The following is a 17,098-nucleotide window of genomic DNA, read 5'->3' as shown; positions in this document are numbered from 1 at the left end:
GGGGCCGGAAGCCAGGCCGGAGGTCAGACCGGCAGGTCCTCGTGGGCCCGGCGGAGGTCAGGCCGGCAGGTCCTCGTAGGCCCGGCGGAGGCGGTGGATCCCCTCGACGGCGTGCGCGGAGCTCTCGGCGGCGGCGTAGCTGAGGCGCAGGTGCGGGGCCGGGGGTTCGGCCGCGTGGTACGGCCGGCCGGGGGTGACCTGGACGCCGGCGCGCAGGGCGGCGGCGGTGAGGGCGCCGTCGTCGACACCGTCCGGGAGCCGCAGCCACAGGTGGTAGCCGCCGGGCCGGTAGGTGCCGAGCAGGCCGGGCAGTTCGCGGTGCAGGGCGGCGACGGTGGCGGTGCGGCGGGTCCGCAGTTCCGCCCCGAGGGCGCGCAGGTGGCGGGCCCAGCCGGGGTCGGCGACCAGTTCCAGCGTCGCCTCCTGGAGCGGCCGGGGCACGAAGAAGCTGTCCACCACCTGGGTGGCCCGCAGCCGGGCCAGGGCCGGGCCGCGCGCGGTGAGCGCGCCGACCCGCAGATTGGGCGAGGCGGCCTTGGTCAGCGACCGCAGGTGCACCACGACCCCGTCCTGGTCGTCGGCGGCGAGCGGGCGCGGCAGCGCGGGGGCGTCCGCGTGGACGAGCAGACGGGCGAAGTCGTCCTCGACGACGAACGCGCCGGCCGCGCGGGCGATCCGCAGCACCTCGGAGCGCCGGGTGGGTGAGAGCACCGCGCCGGTCGGGTTCTGGAACAGCGGCTGGCAGACGAAGACCCGCGCCCGGGTGGCCTCGAAGGCGTCGGCCAGCAGGTCGGTGCGCACGCCGTCGGCGTCGACCGGGACGGGGACGGGCCGCAGCCCGGCCGCGCGGACGACCGCCAGGATGCCCGAGTAGGTCGGCGACTCCACCAGGACGGGCGCGCCGGGCGCGGCGAGCGAGCGCATGGCCACGGTGAGCCCGCCCTGGCCGCCGGAGGTGATCAGGACGTCCCCGGCGCCGATCGGCCCGCCGGTGCCGCCGATGTCGCGGGCGAACCAGCCGCGCAGCTCGGTGAGGCCGTCGGTGGGCGGCCGGTTCCAGGCGCCCGGGCGCCGTCCGGCCCGGGCGAGGGCGGTGGCCAGCAGGCGTTCGGGCAGCAGCGAGGCGTGCGGGTAGCCGCTGTTGAGGTCGATGACGTCGGGCGGGGGCACGCGGAGGGTGGCGAACACCGGGGCGGCCAGCAGGTCGCGGGGGCCGGAGTCGGCGCTGAGCGCGACCTCCTGCCAGGAGAGGTCGCCGGGACGGGTGGCGGGCGCGGCGGTGCCGGCCGGGCGCCCGGCGAAGGCCGCCGCCCGGAACACCCCGGCGCCCGGCCGGGAGACCACCAGTCCCTCGGCCGCGAGGACCGCGATGGCCCGGGAGACCGTCACCGGGCTGACCTGGTGGCGCTCCACCAGCACCCGGCTGGACGGCAGCTTTCGCCCCTCCGGGTAGCGCTCGACCTCCCGTCGCAGCCTGTCGGCGAGTTCGGTCACACTGCTACGCTCGTTCATGACGGCACAAGATAGCGCTACCCGCCCGTCGGCGGTAGCACCGCGAAGCCCCGCCTCCGGCACCGCCCTGGCCGCCCTCGGGGTGGCCTCCTTCTCCCTCAGCTTCCCCGCCACCGCGTGGGCCCTGACCGGCTTCGGGCCGTGGACCGCGACCGGGCTGCGCGGCGTCGTGGCCGGCCTGCTCGCCGCGCTCTACCTGGCCGCCGTCCGCGCCCCGCTGCCGCCCCGGCGGCACTGGCCCGCCCTGCTGGTGGTGTCGGGGGGCTGCGTGCTGGGCTTCCCGCTGCTGACCACGCTCGCCCTGCGGACCTCCTCGACGGCCCACTCGGCGGTGGTCATCGGGGTGCTGCCGCTGGCCACCGCGGTGTGCGCGGCGCTGCGCACCGGGCGCCGGCCGTCCCGGGCGTTCTGGGCGGCGGCGCTGGCCGGGGCGGCGGCGGTGCTCACCTTCACCCTGCTGCAGAGCCACGGCCGGCCGACCACCGCCGACCTCTACCTGTTCGCGGGGCTGCTGGTGTGCGCGGCCGGGTACGCGGAGGGCGGCCGGCTCTCCCGGGACCTGCCGGGCGCGCAGGTGATCGCCTGGGCGGTGGTGGCCGCGCTGCCGCTGACGCTGCTGACCACCGCCCTCGCGCTGCCCGCCGAGCCGGTCCACCTTGGGGCGAAGGCGCTGACCGGGCTGGCGTACACGGCGGCGGTGTCGCAGTTCGGCGGGTTCGTGCTCTGGTACCGAGGGATGGCGGAGATCGGGGTGCCGAGGGCCAGCCAACTGCAACTCGCCCAGCCGCTGTTGACGCTGGTCTGGTCGGTGCTGCTGCTGGGCGAGGACCTGCCGGCGGCCGCACCCGTCACGGCGGTGGTGGTGCTGGTCTGCATCGCGGTCACCCAGCGGGCCCGGACCTGAGACGGGCCCGGGCCCGAGGCGCGTCCGGACCTGAGGCGGGCCCGGGCGGCGCGGACCGCCGGGCCGTCAGAGCGTGGTGCCCTCCTGGGGGCGGTAGACGCAGAGCGCGCAGATGATGAAGACGTCCAGCGCGATCACCACGAGCGACCAGAGCGGGAAGTACGGCAGGACCAGGAAGCTGTCGAGGGCGCTCAGCGAGGTGAAGAAGATACCGGCGTAGCGGGCCCAGGAGGCGCCCTTGAGCAGGAACGCGCCGGTCACCGCGACCAGCACGCCGACGACGATGTGGACCCAGCCCCAGCCGGTGAGGTCGAACCGGAAGACGTAGCGGGGGGTGTGCACGAAGAGGTCGTCGTTGGAGACCGCCATGATGCCCCGGAGGGCCTCCATGATGCCGTTGATCAGCATCAGCACACCGGCGAACATCACCAGGCCGGGCGCCCAGTCGCGGAACTCGTTGCCCGGCGGCGGCGTGCTGGGGCCGGTGTACCAGGTCCGCCCGGGCTGCTCGGGGTCGGTGCGCGGGGGCTGCCCGGGCTGCTCGGGGCCGGTGTGAGAGGGCTGCTCCGGCTGCGCGGGGTCGGGCGACGGGCTGCTCATGGACTCCTCCAGGGGCCGAACAGGCCTACGGGCGGACCGTACGGACTTCGACCGTCCGTCGGGCCGGGGCGCCGGGCAACCGGGCCGGGGCCGTTCGGGCGACGCGTCGTGCGCGGGAAGCCCGGCCCGAACCGGTTCACGCCGGGCCCGCGCTCGTTAGGATGAGCGGGTGCCCTGCCGGCTCCGGGGCGCGGCATCCGGAGGGAGTGGGCCGTCATGGCAGACGAGAGGCACGCTCCGGCGGCCGTGGAAGCGCCCGTCCGAAGGCGCGGCCAGGGCGAGTTGGAGGCACAGGTACTCGCGGTGCTCCAACGGGCGCCGGGCCCGGCCACCGCGGGGTGGGTCCAGGAACGCCTGGAGGGCGACCTGGCGTACACCACCGTGATGACCATCCTGTCCCGGCTGCACGCCAAGAGCGCCGTCTCGCGGTCCCGTTCGGGCCGCTCCTACCTGTGGCAGGCCTCCTCCGACGCGGCCGGGCTGGCGGCCCTGCGGATGCGCCGGATGCTCGACGGAGAAGCGGACCGGGACGCCGTCCTGGCCAGCTTCGTGAGCGCGCTGCTCCCGCACGACGAGGACCTGCTGCGGGCGCTGCTGGACGCCGCGTCCGTCGATCCGGCAGCGGCCGACCGTGAGAGCTGACCCGTGGGCTTCTTCGTCTTCCTCCCGCTCATCCTGCCGCTGACCGCGGTCCCGATCGCGCGTCTCACCGAGCAGCACCTGCACCCGCGCGGTGCGGCCCGGCTGATGACCGTGATCAGCGCGGTGATGGCGGTGTGCAGTGTGCTCTGCCTCGGCCTGATCGGCGTGGTGGGCACCGCGCAGATCCCCGGCAACCCGCTGCCGGACAGCTGGTCCGACCCGGAGGTGCGGGCCGCGCTGCCGTACCACGAGACGTTCGGGACGGCCGCGATGTGGCTGCTGGTCCTGGTGGCCGCGGCCTGCGCCCGGACGGTCGGCCGGCACCTGCGGGTGCGCTCCCGGGCCCGGCGGGCGCTGACCGGGCTGCCGGCGGGCCCGGAGTCGGCCGGCGACCTCGCGGTGCTGCCGGACCGCAGCCCGTACGCGTACGCGCTGCCCGGTTCGCCGGGGCGGGTGGTGGTCTCCACCGGGATGCTGGCCGGGCTGCCCGAGGACGAGCGGGAGGCGCTGCTCGCGCACGAGCGGGCACACCTGCGCCACCGCCACCACCGGTACCTGCTGACCACCCAACTGGCCGCCTGCGTGAACCCGTTCCTGCGGCCGCTGCAGTACGCGGTGGCGTTCAGCGCGGAGCGCTGGGCGGACGAGGAGTCGGCGCAGGAGGTGGGGGACCGCCGGATCACCGCGCGGGCGGTGGCCCGGGCGGCCCTGGTGTCGCACGCGGCGCCGGCGCCCGGCTTCGCGGCCTTCGCCGCCCCGGCGCCCACGCCCGGTCCGGTGCCGCGCCGGGTCGCCGCACTGCTCGGTCCGGTGCCGACGTCCCGCAACTGGCCTCCGGCGAAGACCCGGGCGGGCCTGGCCGCGATGGTCGCCGCGGCCGGTACGGCGGCGTCGGCGCTGTGCGCGCTCAACGCCGCCGTGGCCCTGCTGGTGGTGCTGAAGGCCGTCACCCCGCTGTAGATCAGCCGGGTCAGTCAGGCCAGGCAGGTCGGGCAGGTCAGGCGGCGGCGAGCGCGTCCAGGGCGGCCTCGGCGTCGGCCAGGGACTTCGCGGCGATCGGCTGCAGCCCGGCCAGGGCGGGGATGTCGTCGGCGCGGGTGAGTTCGGCCGGGACGATGTGCAGGTGCTCGGCCGGGACGCCGAGCCTGGCGAAGTAGGCCCGCAGGTACGGGGTCTGGAAGTCGAAGGCCTCGCGCGGGGTGCCGGGGCCGTAGCCGCCGCCGCGGGCGGCCGCGACGACGACCCGGGTGCGGCGCAGCAGGCTCTCGCCGGTGGCCGGGTCGGTGTAGACGCCGGGGAAGCTGATCCGGTCGATCCAGGCCTTGAACACGGCCGGGACGGTGAGGTTGTACATCGGCACGCCGAGCAGCACGGTGTCGGCGGCGAGCAGCCGGTCGACCAGCGGGTGGGTGAGGGACCACTCGTGTTCCTCGTCCGGGCCCTCGGCGAGGGCGGCGACGTCGGAGGCCGGGATGGTCCCCTTGCGTTCGACGCGGCGGCCGAGCATGGCGTACCCGGCGCCGATCGCGGCGACCGGCTCGGCGGCGAGGTCCCGGTAGACGTACCGGCCGGCGGAGCCGTGCCGGGCGCGCCAGGCGGCGGCGAACCGGGCGGTCAGCGCGCGGCTGACCGAGTCGCCGAGGCTGATGCTGGAGTCCAGGTGCAGCAGGGTGGTGGTGGTCACAGCGTTCTCCCGTCACTTCGGTGCTGGGTGGATCGTCATCGGTGTGACGGGCGGGGCCGAGGAAAGGTGACCGATGGACCGGGACGAGGTGCTGGCGGCGCGGTTCGAGGCCGAGCGGGGGCGGCTGCGGGCGGTCGCCCAGCGGATGCTCGGGTCGACGGGCGAGGCGGAGGAGGCCGTCCAGGAGGCGTGGCTGCGGCTGGACCGGGCCGGCCCGGACGGGGTGGACAACCTGCCGGGCTGGCTGACCACGGTGGTGTCGCGGATCTGCCTGGACGTGCTGCGGGCCCGCGCGGTGCGCCGTGAGGAGCCGGCCGGTGACGCGCTGCCGGACGGCCTGCCGGACCCGGCGGCCGGCGCGGGGGCCGAGGGCGCGGACCCGGAGCGGGAGGCGCTGCTGGTCGACTCGGTCGGCCGGGCGCTGCTGGTGGTGCTGGACCGGCTGGGGCCGGCCGAGCGGGTCGCCTTCGTGCTGCACGACGGCTTCGCGGTGCCGTTCGAGCAGATCGCGCCGATCGTCGGCCGGAGCCCGGTGGCCGCCAAGAAGCTGGCCAGCCGGGCCCGGCAGCGGGTGCGCGGGGCGGCCGCGCTGCCGCCGGAGCGGCTGGCCGGGCACCGGCGGGTGGTGGAGGCGTTCCTGTCCGCCGCCCGGGGCGGGGACCTGGCCGCGCTGCTGGCGGTGCTGGCGCCGGACGTGGTGCGCCGGGCCGATCCGGCCGCGCTGCCGGCCGGGCGCTCCCTGGTGGCCCGGGGTGCGGAGACGGTGGCCCGGGAGACGACGGTGTTCGGCCGGCGGGCCCGGTTCGGCGCGGTGGCGCTGGTGGACGGGGTGCCGGGGATCGTGATCGCCCCGGGCGGGCGGTTGCGGCTGGTGCTGCGGGTGGCGGTGGCGGACGGCCTGGTGGCCGGCTACGAGGTGGTCGCCGACCCGGCGCGGCTGGCGGCCCTGGAGCTGGCCGTGCTGCCGGAGTGACCGGGCCGCCCCACCGGATCCCGGACGCGTTCCGGTGGCTGCCGTCGGGCCCGGCGGCAGCCACCGGGCGCGGCCTACTCGGCGAGCCGGACGATCATCTTGCCGGTGTTGGCGCCGCGCAGCATGCCGAGGAAGGCGTCCACCACGTGGTCGAAGCCGTCCACGATCGTCTCGTCCGGGACCACCGCGCCGGAGCGCAGGTGCGGGACGAGGAACTCGTACAGCTCGGGGAGGGCGTCGCGGTGGTCGCGGACCAGGAAGCCCTCCAGCCGCAGGCTCCGGCCGACCACGTCGAAGAGGTTGCGTGGGGCGGCGGGCGGGTTCCCGAGGTGGTTGTACTGGGCGACGGCGCCGCACCAGGCGATCCGGCCGTGGTCGCGCATGGCGCTGATGGCGCCCTCCAGGTGGTCGCCGCCGACGTTGTCCAGGTAGACGTGCAGCCCGTCGGGGGCGGCCTCGCGGAGCCGGTCGGCGATCGGCCCGTCGTGGTAGTCGAAGGCGGCGTCGAAGCCGAGGCGCCCGGTGAGGTGGGCGGCCTTGGCGGCGGAGCCGGTACTGCCGATGATCCGACCGGCGCCGAGCAGCCGGGCGAACTGGCCGGCGGCCGTGCCGACCCCGCCGGCCGCCGCCGAGATGAAGACCGTCTCTCCGGGCTGCAGCCGGGCGATCCGGGTGAGGCCGACCCAGGCGGACAGACCGGTGCCGCCGAGCACCGACAGGTGGGCGCTGAGCGGGACGCCGCCGAGGTCGGGCAGCGGGTTCGCGCTCTCGGCGGTGACCACCGAGTGGGTGCGCCAGGCCTGGCGGTGGAAGACCAGCGCGCCGACCGGCAGGGCGTCGGCCCGGGACTCCACCACCCGGCCGAGGGTGCGGCCCTCCAGCGGGGCGTGCAGTTCCCAGCCGCCCTCCTCCATCTCCTCGCGCATGTACGGGTCGACGGACTGGTGGGTGTTCTCGACCAGGGCCTCGCCGGCGGCGAGCGCCGGGACGCGTTCCTCGACGAAGGCGAAGTTCCCGGCGGTCGGGGCGCCGTCGGGTCGGGACACCAGGTGGACGGCGCGGGCGGTGGGGCGGGGCATCGGGCTGCTCCGAACGGGAGGCGACGGGTGGATGCGCCCACGGTAGGAAGCGGGCGAGCGGCCGGGCAGGGGCCCGCGTCGATGGAACGGCGGCTTCCATGAACGGAATCGATGGCTGCCGGTAGATTCGGACGCATGACCGATCTCGCCCCGCACGAGCTGCGGATCCTGGTCGCGGTCGAGGAGGAGGGCAGCTTCACTGCTGCCGCCGCGCGCCTGGACACCACCCAGTCCGCGGTCTCGCACGCCGTGCGCGCCTGCGAGCGGAAGCTCGGCGCGGTGCTCTTCGACCGCGGGCGCCACGGCGCACGCCCCACCGACGCCGGCGCGCGGGCGGTGGCGTACGCCCGCCGGATCCTGCGACTGCTGGCCGCGATGGGCCCCGAGGTGCGGGGCTCGGGCACGGCGGGGTCGCTGACCGGCACGCTGCGGATCGCCGCCTTCCGCAGCGCCGCCGCCCACCTGCTGCCGCCCGTGCTGTCCGGGCTGGCCGCTCGCCACCCGGGGCTGACGGTGCAGGTCCGGATCGTCCGGGAGCTCGGCCGCGGCACTGCCGGAGAGGTCGCCGACGGCCGGGCCGACCTCGGGCTGGCCACCCTGGACGCCGACGGCCCGCCACCCGTCCCGGGCCTGGTCGCGGTGCGCCTGTACGAGGAGTCGTACGCGCTCGCGCACCAGCGGGGCCATCCGGCGCCGCGCGGGCTGCCGCTGGTCGACTGGGACGAGAACTGCGATTCCCACACCCGGGACTGGTGGCGGCGGCAGGACTGGATCCCGCCCGCGACCATCGACGTCGAGGACGACACGGTGGCCGTCTCGCTCGTCTCGCAGGGCCTCGGCATGGCGATCATGCCCCGGACCGCGCTGCTCGGCGCCCCGGCCGGCCTCGCCGTCGCCGACCTCGGGCCGCACCCGCCCAGCCGGTTCGTCGGGTACGTCACCACGCCCGAGCTGGTCGGGGCGGCCGCCGTCCGGGCGCTGATCCGCGAGCTGCGGTGGCTCCCGCTGCCGGCGGGGCTGACGGCCGTCTGACGAGCCGCCTGTCCGGCTCCGGCCGCGGGTTCGGAACCGGAACCGGAACCGGCGGCTCAGCCGTCCAGCGCGTCCCGGAGTCGGCGGAACTCGGCGGCCAGCGCGTCCAGCGTGTAGTGCGCGTTGAGCCCGCTCGGGTTGGGCAGCACCCACACCGCGGTGTCGCCGATGCCCTCCGGCTGGCGGCCGATCGCGGCCCGCCGCTGCCCGAAGGCCGTCCGGTAGGCGCCGATGCCGAGCACGGCCAGGACGCGCGGGCGCAGCCGCAGCACGCGTTCGGTGAGCGCGGCGCCGCCCTCGCGCAGTTCGTCGGCGGTCAGTTCGTCGGCCTTGGCGGTGGTGCGCGGGGCGACGTTGGTGATGCCCAGGCCGAGCGCGGGCAGTTCGCCCTGCTCGTCCGGGCGGAACTGGCGGGTGGTGAAGCCGGAGCGGTGCAGGGCGGGCCAGAAGCGGTTGCCGGGGCGGGCGAAGTGGTGCCCGGTGGCGCCGGACCACAGGCCCGGGTTGATGCCGCAGAACAGCACCCGCAGCCCGGGCCCGGTGACGTCCGGGATGGTGGTGTCCTTGGCCGCCTGGAGCTGTTCGGCGGTGGGCTTCACGGGAGGGAGGGGCTGGTTCGGCACTCGGCCAAGTCTGCCCGCTCCCTGATGAGCCGGGTACGCCGGTCCCGCAGCCAGCGGAGCCCGAACACCACCAGTGCCGCGTACGCCCAGCCCGCGAAGATGTCCACGATGAAGTGCTCGGCGCCGTACACCAGGGTGAACGCCATCGCGAGCGGATAGGCGACCAGCAGCGCCCGCAGCCAGGGGCGGGCCGTCGGCCAGAAGAAGAACAGCAGCATCGCGGGGTAGGCGGAGTGCAGCGAGGGCATCGCGGCGACGTCGTTGGCGAACTGGCTGCCGTTCTCGACCAGCGAGTTGGCCTGCGGCAGCCCGCTGGTGGAGATCACGTCCCACACGACCCGGGTGAGCCCCGGCAGGTTGCCCTCCTGGGCGACCAGCCACGGCGGGTCGGCCGGGTAGAGCAGGTACGTGGCGAAGCCGGCGAAGGTGAGCAGCAGGTAGCAGGCGAGCAGTTGCCGGAACCGGTCGTGCCGGCGCCGCCAGAGCACCGCGAGCAGGACGAAGACCAGGAAGAAGTGCGAGAGGTAGACGACGGTCGCCGCGTAGTCGTACCAGTGCGGCGAGCCGGGCGTCCACAGCGCGTGCTGGAGCCGGACGGTCCAGGTCTCGCCGAAGCCGAGCACCTCGTCGGCGCGCAGTTGCGGCAGCCAGTGCGGGGCCCACGGGGTGTGCGCGCCGTAGCCGCGCAGCAGCGAGTACGTCCAGACCGCGGCCATCACCGGCACCCAGTCGCGCAGCACCAGCAGGAAGCCGCGGCGGCCGTGCCCGCTGTGCACGGCCGCCGTCAGCAGGGCGCCGATCAGCCACAGGAACACCACGTCGTTGGCGAAGGCCATGCCCTGGGTGCGCAGGTACCAGACGAGCGCGGTCAGGTAGACCGGCCAGGCCAGCAGCCGGAGTCTGGACAGACCGGTACGGCGGGGGCGGGCGGTCACGGGTCGCAGTCGCCCGGCCCGCGCCGGGTTGGGCGGGGCCGGGCTGAGCAGCTTCGTCATGCTCACCGAAACTACCAACGCAAGCTTGGAGGACTCTGGGTGAACCATGACCGCCTCGTAAGAAAATCGCATGGTCGGGCCGCCGTTCTGACGGCGGAGCAGCGGGGTGACGGCCCCGTCATGAGACGAAGCCCAGTTCGTGCGGGGTGTTGTTGAGCCGGCGTCCGCCGGTGGGGGTGACGGTGACGATGTCCTCGATCCGCACCCCGAAGCGGCCGGGCAGGTAGACGCCGGGCTCGATGGAGAAGCACATGCCGGGCACCAGCGGCCGCTCCTCGCCCTCGACCAGGTACGGAGGTTCGTGCGTGGTGAGGCCGATGCCGTGCCCGGTGCGGTGGATGAAGTACTCGCCGAAGCCGGCCTCGGTGATCACCCGGCGGGCGATCCGGTCGATCTCCTGGCAGCTGACCCCGGGTCGGACCGCCTCGAACGCGGCCTGCTGGGCGAGCCGGACCACGTCGTGCACCTTCTGGACCTCCGCCGGCACCTCGGTGCCGACGTGGACGGTGCGGGTGGTGTCGGAGCCGTAGCCGTCCTTGAGCCCGCCGAAGTCCAGCACCACGGTGTCGCCGGGCCGGATCACCCGGTCGCCGGCCTCGTGGTGCGGGTCGGCGCCGTTCGGGCCGGAGCCGACCACGGTGAAGTCGACCTGGCTGTGCCCGTACTTGATGAGCAGTGCGCCGAGGTCGGCGGCGACGTCGGTCTCCCGGCGGCCGGCGAACTCGACCTCCAGGATGCCCCGGTAGGCGGCGTCCGCGGCGCCGCCGGCCGCGGCCAGCCGCTCCAGTTCCTCGGTGTCCTTGACCGCGCGCAGCATCGGCAGGGCCTCGGTGAGCGAGGCGAAGCCGGTGCCGGGCAGCGCGGCCTGGAGGCCGAGCAGGTGCATCGCCCAGGCGTTGTCGGAGATGCCGTACCGCCCGGCCGGGTCGAGCAGCGGGCGGACGGTGGCGTACGGGTCCTCGCCGTCGGTCCAGTCGAGCAGCCGCAGGGCCGGGGCGCCGGGCGCCCGCTCGGCGTCCGGGCGCTCCAACCTGGGGACGACCAGCGCGGGTTCGCGGCCGGCGGTGATCACCAGGGCGGTGAGCCGCTCGGTGATCGCGGTGGGCTGGTAGCCGCACAGGTAGACCAGGTCGGGGCCGGGGGCGACGACCAGGCCGGACAGTCCGGCGGCGGTCGCTTCGGCGGCGGCCCGGGCCGTCCGGGCGGTGTGGTCCTCGGTGGTGAAGGGTCGAGGCACGGTCGGTTCCTCCTCGAAGGCCGGGCGGGCTACTTGCGGACGGTGTCCCGCAGGTTGAGGTCGTCGATCTTGTCCTGGATCTCGGCGAGCCGGTCCGGGCAGTACACCGAGAGCACGATCGCCTCGGCCCGCACCGCGTCGCGGTCGGACAGCACCGGCCGTCGGCCCGGCCCGTCGGCGCCGTTGGACATGCCGGACGTCCACTGAGCCTGGGTCAGCGCGTTCGACGGGTTCGCGCAGACGGCGCCGCCGTCCTCGCCCAGGGTGTGCACGATCTGGTCCCGCGCGGGCACCGGGTAGCCGGCCGAACCCAGCGCCCGGGCGAGCTGCCCGGCCTTGCGGTCGGCCTGGTCGGTGGCGTGCAGCTGGGTGAACGAGAGCAGGCCGGTGATCAGCATCGCGACCAGCAGCCCGATCGCCCCGAGGTAGATCCAGCGGTGCCGGGAGGCCATCGGACCGGTGGTCATGCCGCACCGCCCGTGGCGCCGCGCAGCTCGGCCGACTCCTGCGCGGCCAGCTCCGCCGCCGCCTCCGGGGAGCGCCAGCCGGGCTTGCGCAGCCGTAGGAACAGGTACGGCACCAGCAGACCGAGGACCAGCAGACCGCCGCCGACGATCCCGACGTACGTCCAGACGCTGCCGCTGCCGAACTGGGACGACGGTACGAAGCCGATCGCCATCGCGCACGCCGAGGCGAGCAGCCCGACCACGCAGATCGGCACCAGCGCCGGGGCCCGGTAGCCGCGCGGGTGGTCCGGCCGGGTGCGGCGCAGCCGGATCGCGGCGGTGAACATCAGCAGGTAGACGATCAGGTACACCTGCGTGGTGATCACCGAGAAGATCCAGTACGCGCTGGAGACGTTCGGGATCAGCGCGTACAGCAGGGCGATCGCCGTGGTGACCACGCCCTGGGCGACCAGCAGGTTCTGCTGGACGCCCTCCCGGTTCAGCCTCTGCAGGAACGGCGGCAGGTAGCCCTCCTGCCGGGAGATCATCAACAGGCCCTTGGACGGCCCGGCCAGCCAGGTCAGCATGCCGCCGAGCGAGGCCGCGATCAGCGCCACCGCGATCACCGGGGTGAGCCAGCCGACGTGGAAGTACTGGAAGAAGGCGTCGAAGGCCTGCATCACGCCGGCCGTCAGGCTCAGCTCGCTGGACGGCACCACCCAACTGATCGCCAGCGCCGGCAGGATGAAGATCAGCAGCACCATCGCGGACGCGGTGAACATCGAGCGCGGGAACTCCCGCGCCGGATCGCGCAGCGAGGAGACGTGCACCGCGTTCATCTCCATGCCGGAGTAGCTGAGGAAGTTGTTGACGATCAGCACCAGGCTGGCCAGGCCGGTCCACTGCGGCAGCAGGTGCGCGGAGTCCATCGGCGCGGCGGAGCCGTTGCCCTGGCCGAGGAAGACGAAGCCGAGCACCACCAGCAGCGTGCCGGGGATCAGCGTGCCGATCACCAGGCCCATCGAGGACAGGCCGGCCACGGCCTTCGTCCCGCGCGAGGAGACCCAGACGCCGGTCCAGTACAGCACCATGATCACCACGGCGGTGTACGGGCCGTTGCCGGCCAGCTTCGGGTTCACCACGTACGCGATCGTCGACGCCACGTACGCCAGCAGCGACGGGTAGTAGAAGATCGTCATCGCGAACTGGCACCAGACGGCGAGGAAGCCCAGCGGCTTCGACAGGCCCTCCGAGACCCAGCGGTAGACGCCGCCCTCCCAGCCGGACGCCAGCTCGGCGGAGACCAGCGCGGTCGGCAGCAGGAACACCAGCGCCGGGACGAGGTAGAGGAAGACGCAGGCCAGGCCGTAGACGGCCATGGTCGGGGCGGAGCGCAGGCTGGCCACCGAACTCGTGGTCATCAGGGCGAGCGTCAGCCAGGACATCCGGGGTGCGGTGACCATCCGGGCGGCCACCGCGCCGGTCCGCTCGCGGGCGGTCGGGCCGTCAGGGCTCCTCGGGCCGCCGGGGCCTTCCTGGCCGCCGGGGCTCCTCCGGCCGCCCCGGCCTCCCCGGCCGCCGGGGTCGCCCTGGTCGCCAGGGCTGCTCGGGTCACCGGACCTGCTGGGACCGTCGGGGGCGGCGGCCTCGCCGGGGCCGCCCCGGCCGGGCGAGGGCGCGTCCGTGGAACCCATCTGTCCTCCTCCGGTACGGCCCCGGTCGGCTGCGCGACGTCCGGGCGGGAGGCGCCCCGGACGCGGACGCCGCCCGGGAGGGGCCCCGGGGCGGGCCGTACCCGGCCAGTTCACCCGGTTGCCGAGGCCGCCGCATGCGGCGTGCACCCGCGCGGGTGAGCGACTGTCAGGGGCGGGCCGCCGGATCCTGCGGGGCCGGCCAGGCGGCGCGGCGCAGCGTACGGCTCACGGTCGCGGGCAGCAGGGCGGCCGCGAGCAGGACGCTGATCGCGGCCAGCGCGACGGCGGGGGAGAGGTGGTCCAGCAGCAGGCCGCTGCCGAGCGTCCCGGCCGGCATGCCCGCGGTCAGCAGCGTCATGGTCGCCGCGATCACCCGGCCGCGGAGCGCGTCCGGCACCTGCCGGAACACCAGCAGGTCCAGCATCACCCGCAGGGACGGAACGCCGATCCCCACCACGAACAGCGCGGCGAACACGGTGACCACCCCGCCCGGCAGCAGCGGCGCCAGCGACACCGGCACGGCGGTCCAGGCCACCACCAGCAGCAGGACGCCCGGCCCGGCCATCCGGTGCAGCCGGGACACCAGGACCGTTCCGGCCAGCGCCCCGACCGCCTCGCCGGCCAGCGCCAGGCCGATCCCGGCGCTGCCCGTACCGCCGTCCCGCAGCAGCACCATCACCGGCAGCATCAGGGCCGTCCCGGCGAGGTTGACCACCAGCAGGACGGCCAGGGCGGAACGCAGCAGGGGGGAGGCGGCGAGCAGGCGGAACCCGGCCAGGGCGCCGCCGGACTCGGGGGCCGGTTCCGCGCCGCCCGGTTCGCGGTTCGGCTGCGCGGCGGTTTCGCCGCTCGGCTGCGCGTCGGTTTCGCCGCTCGGCTGCGCATCGGCGGGGTGGTTCGGTCGGGCGTCGGCTTCGCGCTTCGGCTGTGCGTCGGCGGGGCGGCCGGGGAAGCGCACCACGATGGCGGCCACCAGCGCGAGCAGGGAGGCGAGCGCGGTGCCGAGGAACGGCACCGCGCTGCCGAGCCCGTACAGGAATCCGGCCAGCGGCGGACCGGCCAGCGCGGCCCCGGTCATCCGGGCCTCGTCCTGGGCGAGCGCCTGCGGCAGCTGCTCCGGCGCCACCACCGAGCGCAGCGCCAGCAGCCGGATCGGGCCGCTGTACGCGATGGTCGCCCCGACGGCGGCGGCGACGATCAGCAGGTGGGCCAGGGTCAGCCGGTCGAAGGCCATGGCCACCGGGACGGTCGCCGTGACGAGCAGCCGGGTGGCGTCGGAGGCGATCAGCACCCGGCGGCGGTCGAGGCGGTCGGCGACCACGCCGCCGTGGACGCCGAGCAGCAGGGTCGTGACCATCTGTACGGCCCCGAAGGCCCCGGCGGCGGTGGAGGACCCGGTGAGCGCGAGGACCAGCAGCGGGAAGGCGGTGTCGCCAACCCGCATGCCGAGCGTCGCGGCGGCCTGGCCGGCCCAGAGCGCCTGGAAGCGAAGGTTCCGTCGCAGCGGAACAAGCGGCGTGGACTCCGCCGCCTCTCGCGCCTCTGACACCTCTCCCGTCTCTGCCACCTCTCCCGCCTCTGCCGCCGTCCTCGACTCGTCAGCCGCCGTCCTGTTCCCCGCCATGGCCCACCCCGCCGTTCGCGATTCCGACATCATTCACGCTGTCGTGAATGATGTCGGAAGCATGATTGGTTGCGCAAGGGTGAGCGCTCACCAGAGCGTGATTGCGTGCGGCGCGGCCGATCTGCCAAGGTGGTGCCCGTGGCCGAGCACGATCTGGAACCCGCCGACGGCGGCGAGCAACCCACCACCTGGGTCAAGGAACGCCAGGTGGCCGATGTCGCCGTGCTCAAGGCGCTGGCCGACCCGCTGCGGCTGGCCATCCTCGGCGCCCTGAAGTCCGGCGAGGAACGCCCGCTCACCGCCAAGGAGATCGCCGCCACGCTCGGCGAACCGCAGACCAAGCTCTACCGCCACATCAAGCAGTTGGAGAAGGCCGGGCTGGTCATCGTGGCCGGCACCCGACTGGTCTCCGGCATCGTCGAGAGCCGCTACGCCGCCGCCCAGGAGTCGATCCGGCTCGCCCCGGAGATGTTCACCGCCGACTCCCCGGGCCGCTCCGAGGCGTACGACGCCATCCTGGCCGCCATGGACCGGGTCCGCGGCGACTTCCGGGCCCATGTCCTCGGCGGGCGGCTGGACTTCAGCTCGCCCCGGGACGGATCGGTCGGGCCGCCCGGACTGTTCGTGCACTCGACGCTGCGGCTCAGCCCGGACCGGCTGATCCGGCTGCGGACCCAACTCGCCGCAGTCATCGACGAGCTGAACGAGGAAGCGCCCAGCACGGCCGAGGACGCGGTGGACGTGACGGTCTTCACCCTGCTCTACGGACTCCAGCCGGGCACGGAATCATAAACTCCGCGCCGACTGTCGGTGCGGTGGGACACGATGACCGGCATGTCCTATGAACTCCAGGCCCTGATAGGAACATTCGAACTGTTGGCGGTGGCCGCGGCGGAGACCTCGACGGCCCGGGTGGTGCCACTGGCGCAGGGGCTGGCCCTGATACCGGTCACCCCCGCGGTGCTCTCCGCCCTCCAGACCGACGGCGGCTCGACGAAGCCCGCCGAGGCGGCCGGCTTCGGCTGGCACCCGGGCGGCTTCGAACTCCGGCTGGCCGCCTGGTCCAAGGCCGGTCCGATCGCCTGCGTCGAGGCCGAGTACTTCGGCGGCAGCGGCACCCAGCGCGCCGCCGTCTGGGAGGACGGCCGGATCGTCCTCGGCCCGCTCACCAAGGGCGAGTTCGAACCCTTCCCGCCCGAGGGCTCCCCGATCTCCCGTGCCCTGCGGCGGATCGGCGCCCGCACCGAGGCCGGCCGGGTGGACGAGTTCGAGTCCGTCGGCCTGTCCGCCCACCGCGGCACCAGCGGCTGGGCGGCCGCCGACTGACCCGTCGCCGGCTGAGGTGCCGTCGGATGACTCGCCGCCGGGTGGCCCATCGCCGGCCGTCGCTCGTCGCTCGGCGTAGCTGCGGCGGCTGCGTCAGGAGTGCTGCCCCACCGTGTGAAGCAGGCGGTCCCGCCTGACCCGCACTTGAGAGGGAGCAGCACCCATGCGTGCCACCCGGATGGTCGCCGCGCTGATCGCGGCCCTCGCGCTGACCGTGGTCACCACGGCGTTCGCCACCGCCGCCGACCGCCAAGCCGAGGCCCCGCGCACCACCCTCGCCTCCGCCCCGAACCCCGCCGCCATCCCGGCGCCCGCCGACCTGGTGGTCGCCGCCCCGCTCCTGCCCCCGGACCTGGCCCTGCCGACCGTCCCGGTGCCCGCCGCCCCGGCCCTGCCCGCGACCCCGGACCCGAGCGCGGCCCTCGGGACTCTCGGCGACGTCATCAACCAGATCGCCGGCCTGCTCGCGCAGGCCACGTCCACCACCCCCGACCCCGCGGCCGTCCAACAACTCGTCGCCACCCTGCAGAGCCTGATCTCCCAGCTCTCGACCGCCCCGACGGCGACCACCCCGACCCTGCCCAAGGCCTCCGGCCCGGCCACCCTGCCGGACCAGCTCGCCGCCCTGCGCGCCCAGGCCCGAGCCCTCGCCACGGCCACCCGCCCCCACCCCGCCGCCGGCTGACCCCACCCACGCGCAGGGCCCCGCCCCCGGGAGCTCAAGCTC

Annotated in this window: 18 protein-coding genes; 8 read left to right on the top strand and 10 right to left on the bottom strand. The window is 75.2% G+C overall.

Annotated elements, in window-relative coordinates:
- Positions 1-57: 57 nt before the first annotated feature.
- Positions 58-1,512, bottom strand: a complete 1,455-nt coding sequence (locus ACFVTF_RS33435) for a PLP-dependent aminotransferase family protein (RefSeq protein WP_387817820.1) — start codon at positions 1,510-1,512, stop codon at positions 58-60.
- Between ACFVTF_RS33435 and ACFVTF_RS33430 the strand changes: the two genes are divergently transcribed.
- Positions 1,511-2,416 (top strand): DMT family transporter, encoded by a 906-nt coding sequence (locus tag ACFVTF_RS33430; RefSeq protein WP_371518369.1) that lies wholly within the window; start codon positions 1,511-1,513, stop codon positions 2,414-2,416. The two genes, ACFVTF_RS33435 and ACFVTF_RS33430, sit on opposite strands and share 2 nt — an antisense overlap.
- Before the next feature lie 66 nt (positions 2,417-2,482).
- On the opposite strand, the gene ACFVTF_RS33425 is transcribed toward ACFVTF_RS33430, so the two are convergent.
- The gene (locus ACFVTF_RS33425; protein ID WP_371518370.1) at positions 2,483-3,016 is read right to left on the bottom strand and encodes a hypothetical protein; all 534 of its coding nucleotides are present in this window, start codon (positions 3,014-3,016) and stop codon (positions 2,483-2,485) included.
- 216 nt (positions 3,017-3,232) lie between these two features.
- Here ACFVTF_RS33425 and ACFVTF_RS33420 point away from each other — a divergent pair, with 216 nt between their 5' ends.
- Both ACFVTF_RS33420 and ACFVTF_RS33415 read left to right on the top strand, forming a co-directional pair.
- A complete protein-coding gene (locus ACFVTF_RS33420; RefSeq protein WP_371518371.1) occupies positions 3,233-3,658 on the top strand; it encodes a BlaI/MecI/CopY family transcriptional regulator in 426 nt (141 codons plus the stop codon).
- 3 nt (positions 3,659-3,661) lie between these two features.
- Positions 3,662-4,618 carry a M48 family metalloprotease gene (locus ACFVTF_RS33415; protein ID WP_371518372.1) on the top strand — a complete coding sequence of 319 codons (957 nt, stop codon included), beginning with the start codon at positions 3,662-3,664 and terminating at the stop codon, positions 4,616-4,618.
- A gap of 37 nt (positions 4,619-4,655) precedes the next feature.
- Here ACFVTF_RS33415 and ACFVTF_RS33410 read toward each other — a convergent pair whose 3' ends face one another.
- A complete protein-coding gene (locus ACFVTF_RS33410; RefSeq protein ID WP_387817819.1) occupies positions 4,656-5,342 on the bottom strand; it encodes an FMN-dependent NADH-azoreductase in 687 nt (228 codons plus the stop codon).
- Positions 5,343-5,415: 73 nt separating this feature from the next.
- Between ACFVTF_RS33410 and ACFVTF_RS33405 the strand changes: the two genes are divergently transcribed.
- Positions 5,416-6,315, top strand: coding sequence for a sigma-70 family RNA polymerase sigma factor (locus ACFVTF_RS33405; RefSeq protein WP_387817818.1), 900 nt, complete (start codon positions 5,416-5,418; stop codon positions 6,313-6,315).
- 74 nt (positions 6,316-6,389) lie between these two features.
- On the opposite strand, the gene ACFVTF_RS33400 is transcribed toward ACFVTF_RS33405, so the two are convergent.
- Complete coding sequence (locus ACFVTF_RS33400; RefSeq protein WP_387817817.1) at positions 6,390-7,394, bottom strand: NADP-dependent oxidoreductase; 1,005 nt, start codon at positions 7,392-7,394, stop codon at positions 6,390-6,392.
- Positions 7,395-7,529: 135 nt separating this feature from the next.
- Here ACFVTF_RS33400 and ACFVTF_RS33395 point away from each other — a divergent pair, with 135 nt between their 5' ends.
- On the top strand, positions 7,530-8,426 hold the full coding sequence (locus ACFVTF_RS33395) for a LysR family transcriptional regulator (RefSeq protein WP_387817816.1): 897 nt from the start codon (positions 7,530-7,532) through the stop codon (positions 8,424-8,426).
- A gap of 56 nt (positions 8,427-8,482) precedes the next feature.
- On the opposite strand, the gene mug is transcribed toward ACFVTF_RS33395, so the two are convergent.
- From mug to ACFVTF_RS33365, 6 genes are all read right to left on the bottom strand, one after another.
- The gene (gene mug, locus ACFVTF_RS33390; RefSeq protein WP_387817815.1) at positions 8,483-9,025 is read right to left on the bottom strand and encodes a G/U mismatch-specific DNA glycosylase; all 543 of its coding nucleotides are present in this window, start codon (positions 9,023-9,025) and stop codon (positions 8,483-8,485) included.
- Positions 9,022-10,044, bottom strand: coding sequence for a phosphatase PAP2 family protein (locus ACFVTF_RS33385; RefSeq protein ID WP_387817814.1), 1,023 nt, complete (start codon positions 10,042-10,044; stop codon positions 9,022-9,024). Before ACFVTF_RS33385 ends, mug begins: the two co-directional genes overlap by 4 nt.
- A 118-nt stretch (positions 10,045-10,162) precedes the next feature.
- Entirely contained in the window at positions 10,163-11,281 is a 1,119-nt protein-coding gene (locus ACFVTF_RS33380; RefSeq protein ID WP_387817813.1) for an aminopeptidase P family protein, read from the bottom strand.
- A gap of 29 nt (positions 11,282-11,310) precedes the next feature.
- A complete protein-coding gene (locus ACFVTF_RS33375) occupies positions 11,311-11,748 on the bottom strand; it encodes a hypothetical protein (RefSeq protein ID WP_387817812.1) in 438 nt (145 codons plus the stop codon).
- Positions 11,745-13,190: an APC family permease gene (locus ACFVTF_RS33370; protein WP_387817850.1), complete on the bottom strand. Its 1,446-nt coding sequence runs from the start codon at positions 13,188-13,190 to the stop codon at positions 11,745-11,747. Before ACFVTF_RS33370 ends, ACFVTF_RS33375 begins: the two co-directional genes overlap by 4 nt.
- 397 nt (positions 13,191-13,587) lie before the next feature.
- A complete protein-coding gene (locus ACFVTF_RS33365) occupies positions 13,588-14,970 on the bottom strand; it encodes an MFS transporter (RefSeq protein ID WP_387817811.1) in 1,383 nt (460 codons plus the stop codon).
- 213 nt (positions 14,971-15,183) lie between these two features.
- On the opposite strand from ACFVTF_RS33365, the gene ACFVTF_RS33360 reads away from it, so the two are divergent.
- The 3 genes from ACFVTF_RS33360 (at position 15,184) to ACFVTF_RS33350 (ending at position 17,056) form a co-directional block, all read left to right on the top strand.
- Positions 15,184-15,837: an ArsR/SmtB family transcription factor gene (locus tag ACFVTF_RS33360; protein WP_371518379.1), complete on the top strand. Its 654-nt coding sequence runs from the start codon at positions 15,184-15,186 to the stop codon at positions 15,835-15,837.
- Positions 15,838-15,879: 42 nt separating this feature from the next.
- A complete protein-coding gene (locus tag ACFVTF_RS33355) occupies positions 15,880-16,371 on the top strand; it encodes a hypothetical protein (protein WP_387817810.1) in 492 nt (163 codons plus the stop codon).
- A 163-nt stretch (positions 16,372-16,534) separates the two neighbouring features.
- A complete protein-coding gene (locus tag ACFVTF_RS33350; RefSeq protein ID WP_387817809.1) occupies positions 16,535-17,056 on the top strand; it encodes a hypothetical protein in 522 nt (173 codons plus the stop codon).
- Positions 17,057-17,098 lie beyond the last annotated feature (42 nt).

The organism is Kitasatospora sp. NPDC057940, from assembly GCF_042887425.1.
Taxonomy (GTDB): Bacteria; Actinomycetota; Actinomycetes; order Streptomycetales; family Streptomycetaceae; genus Kitasatospora.
Note: the sequence above shows the minus strand (reverse complement) of the source record. Positions and strands in the feature narration are given on the sequence as shown.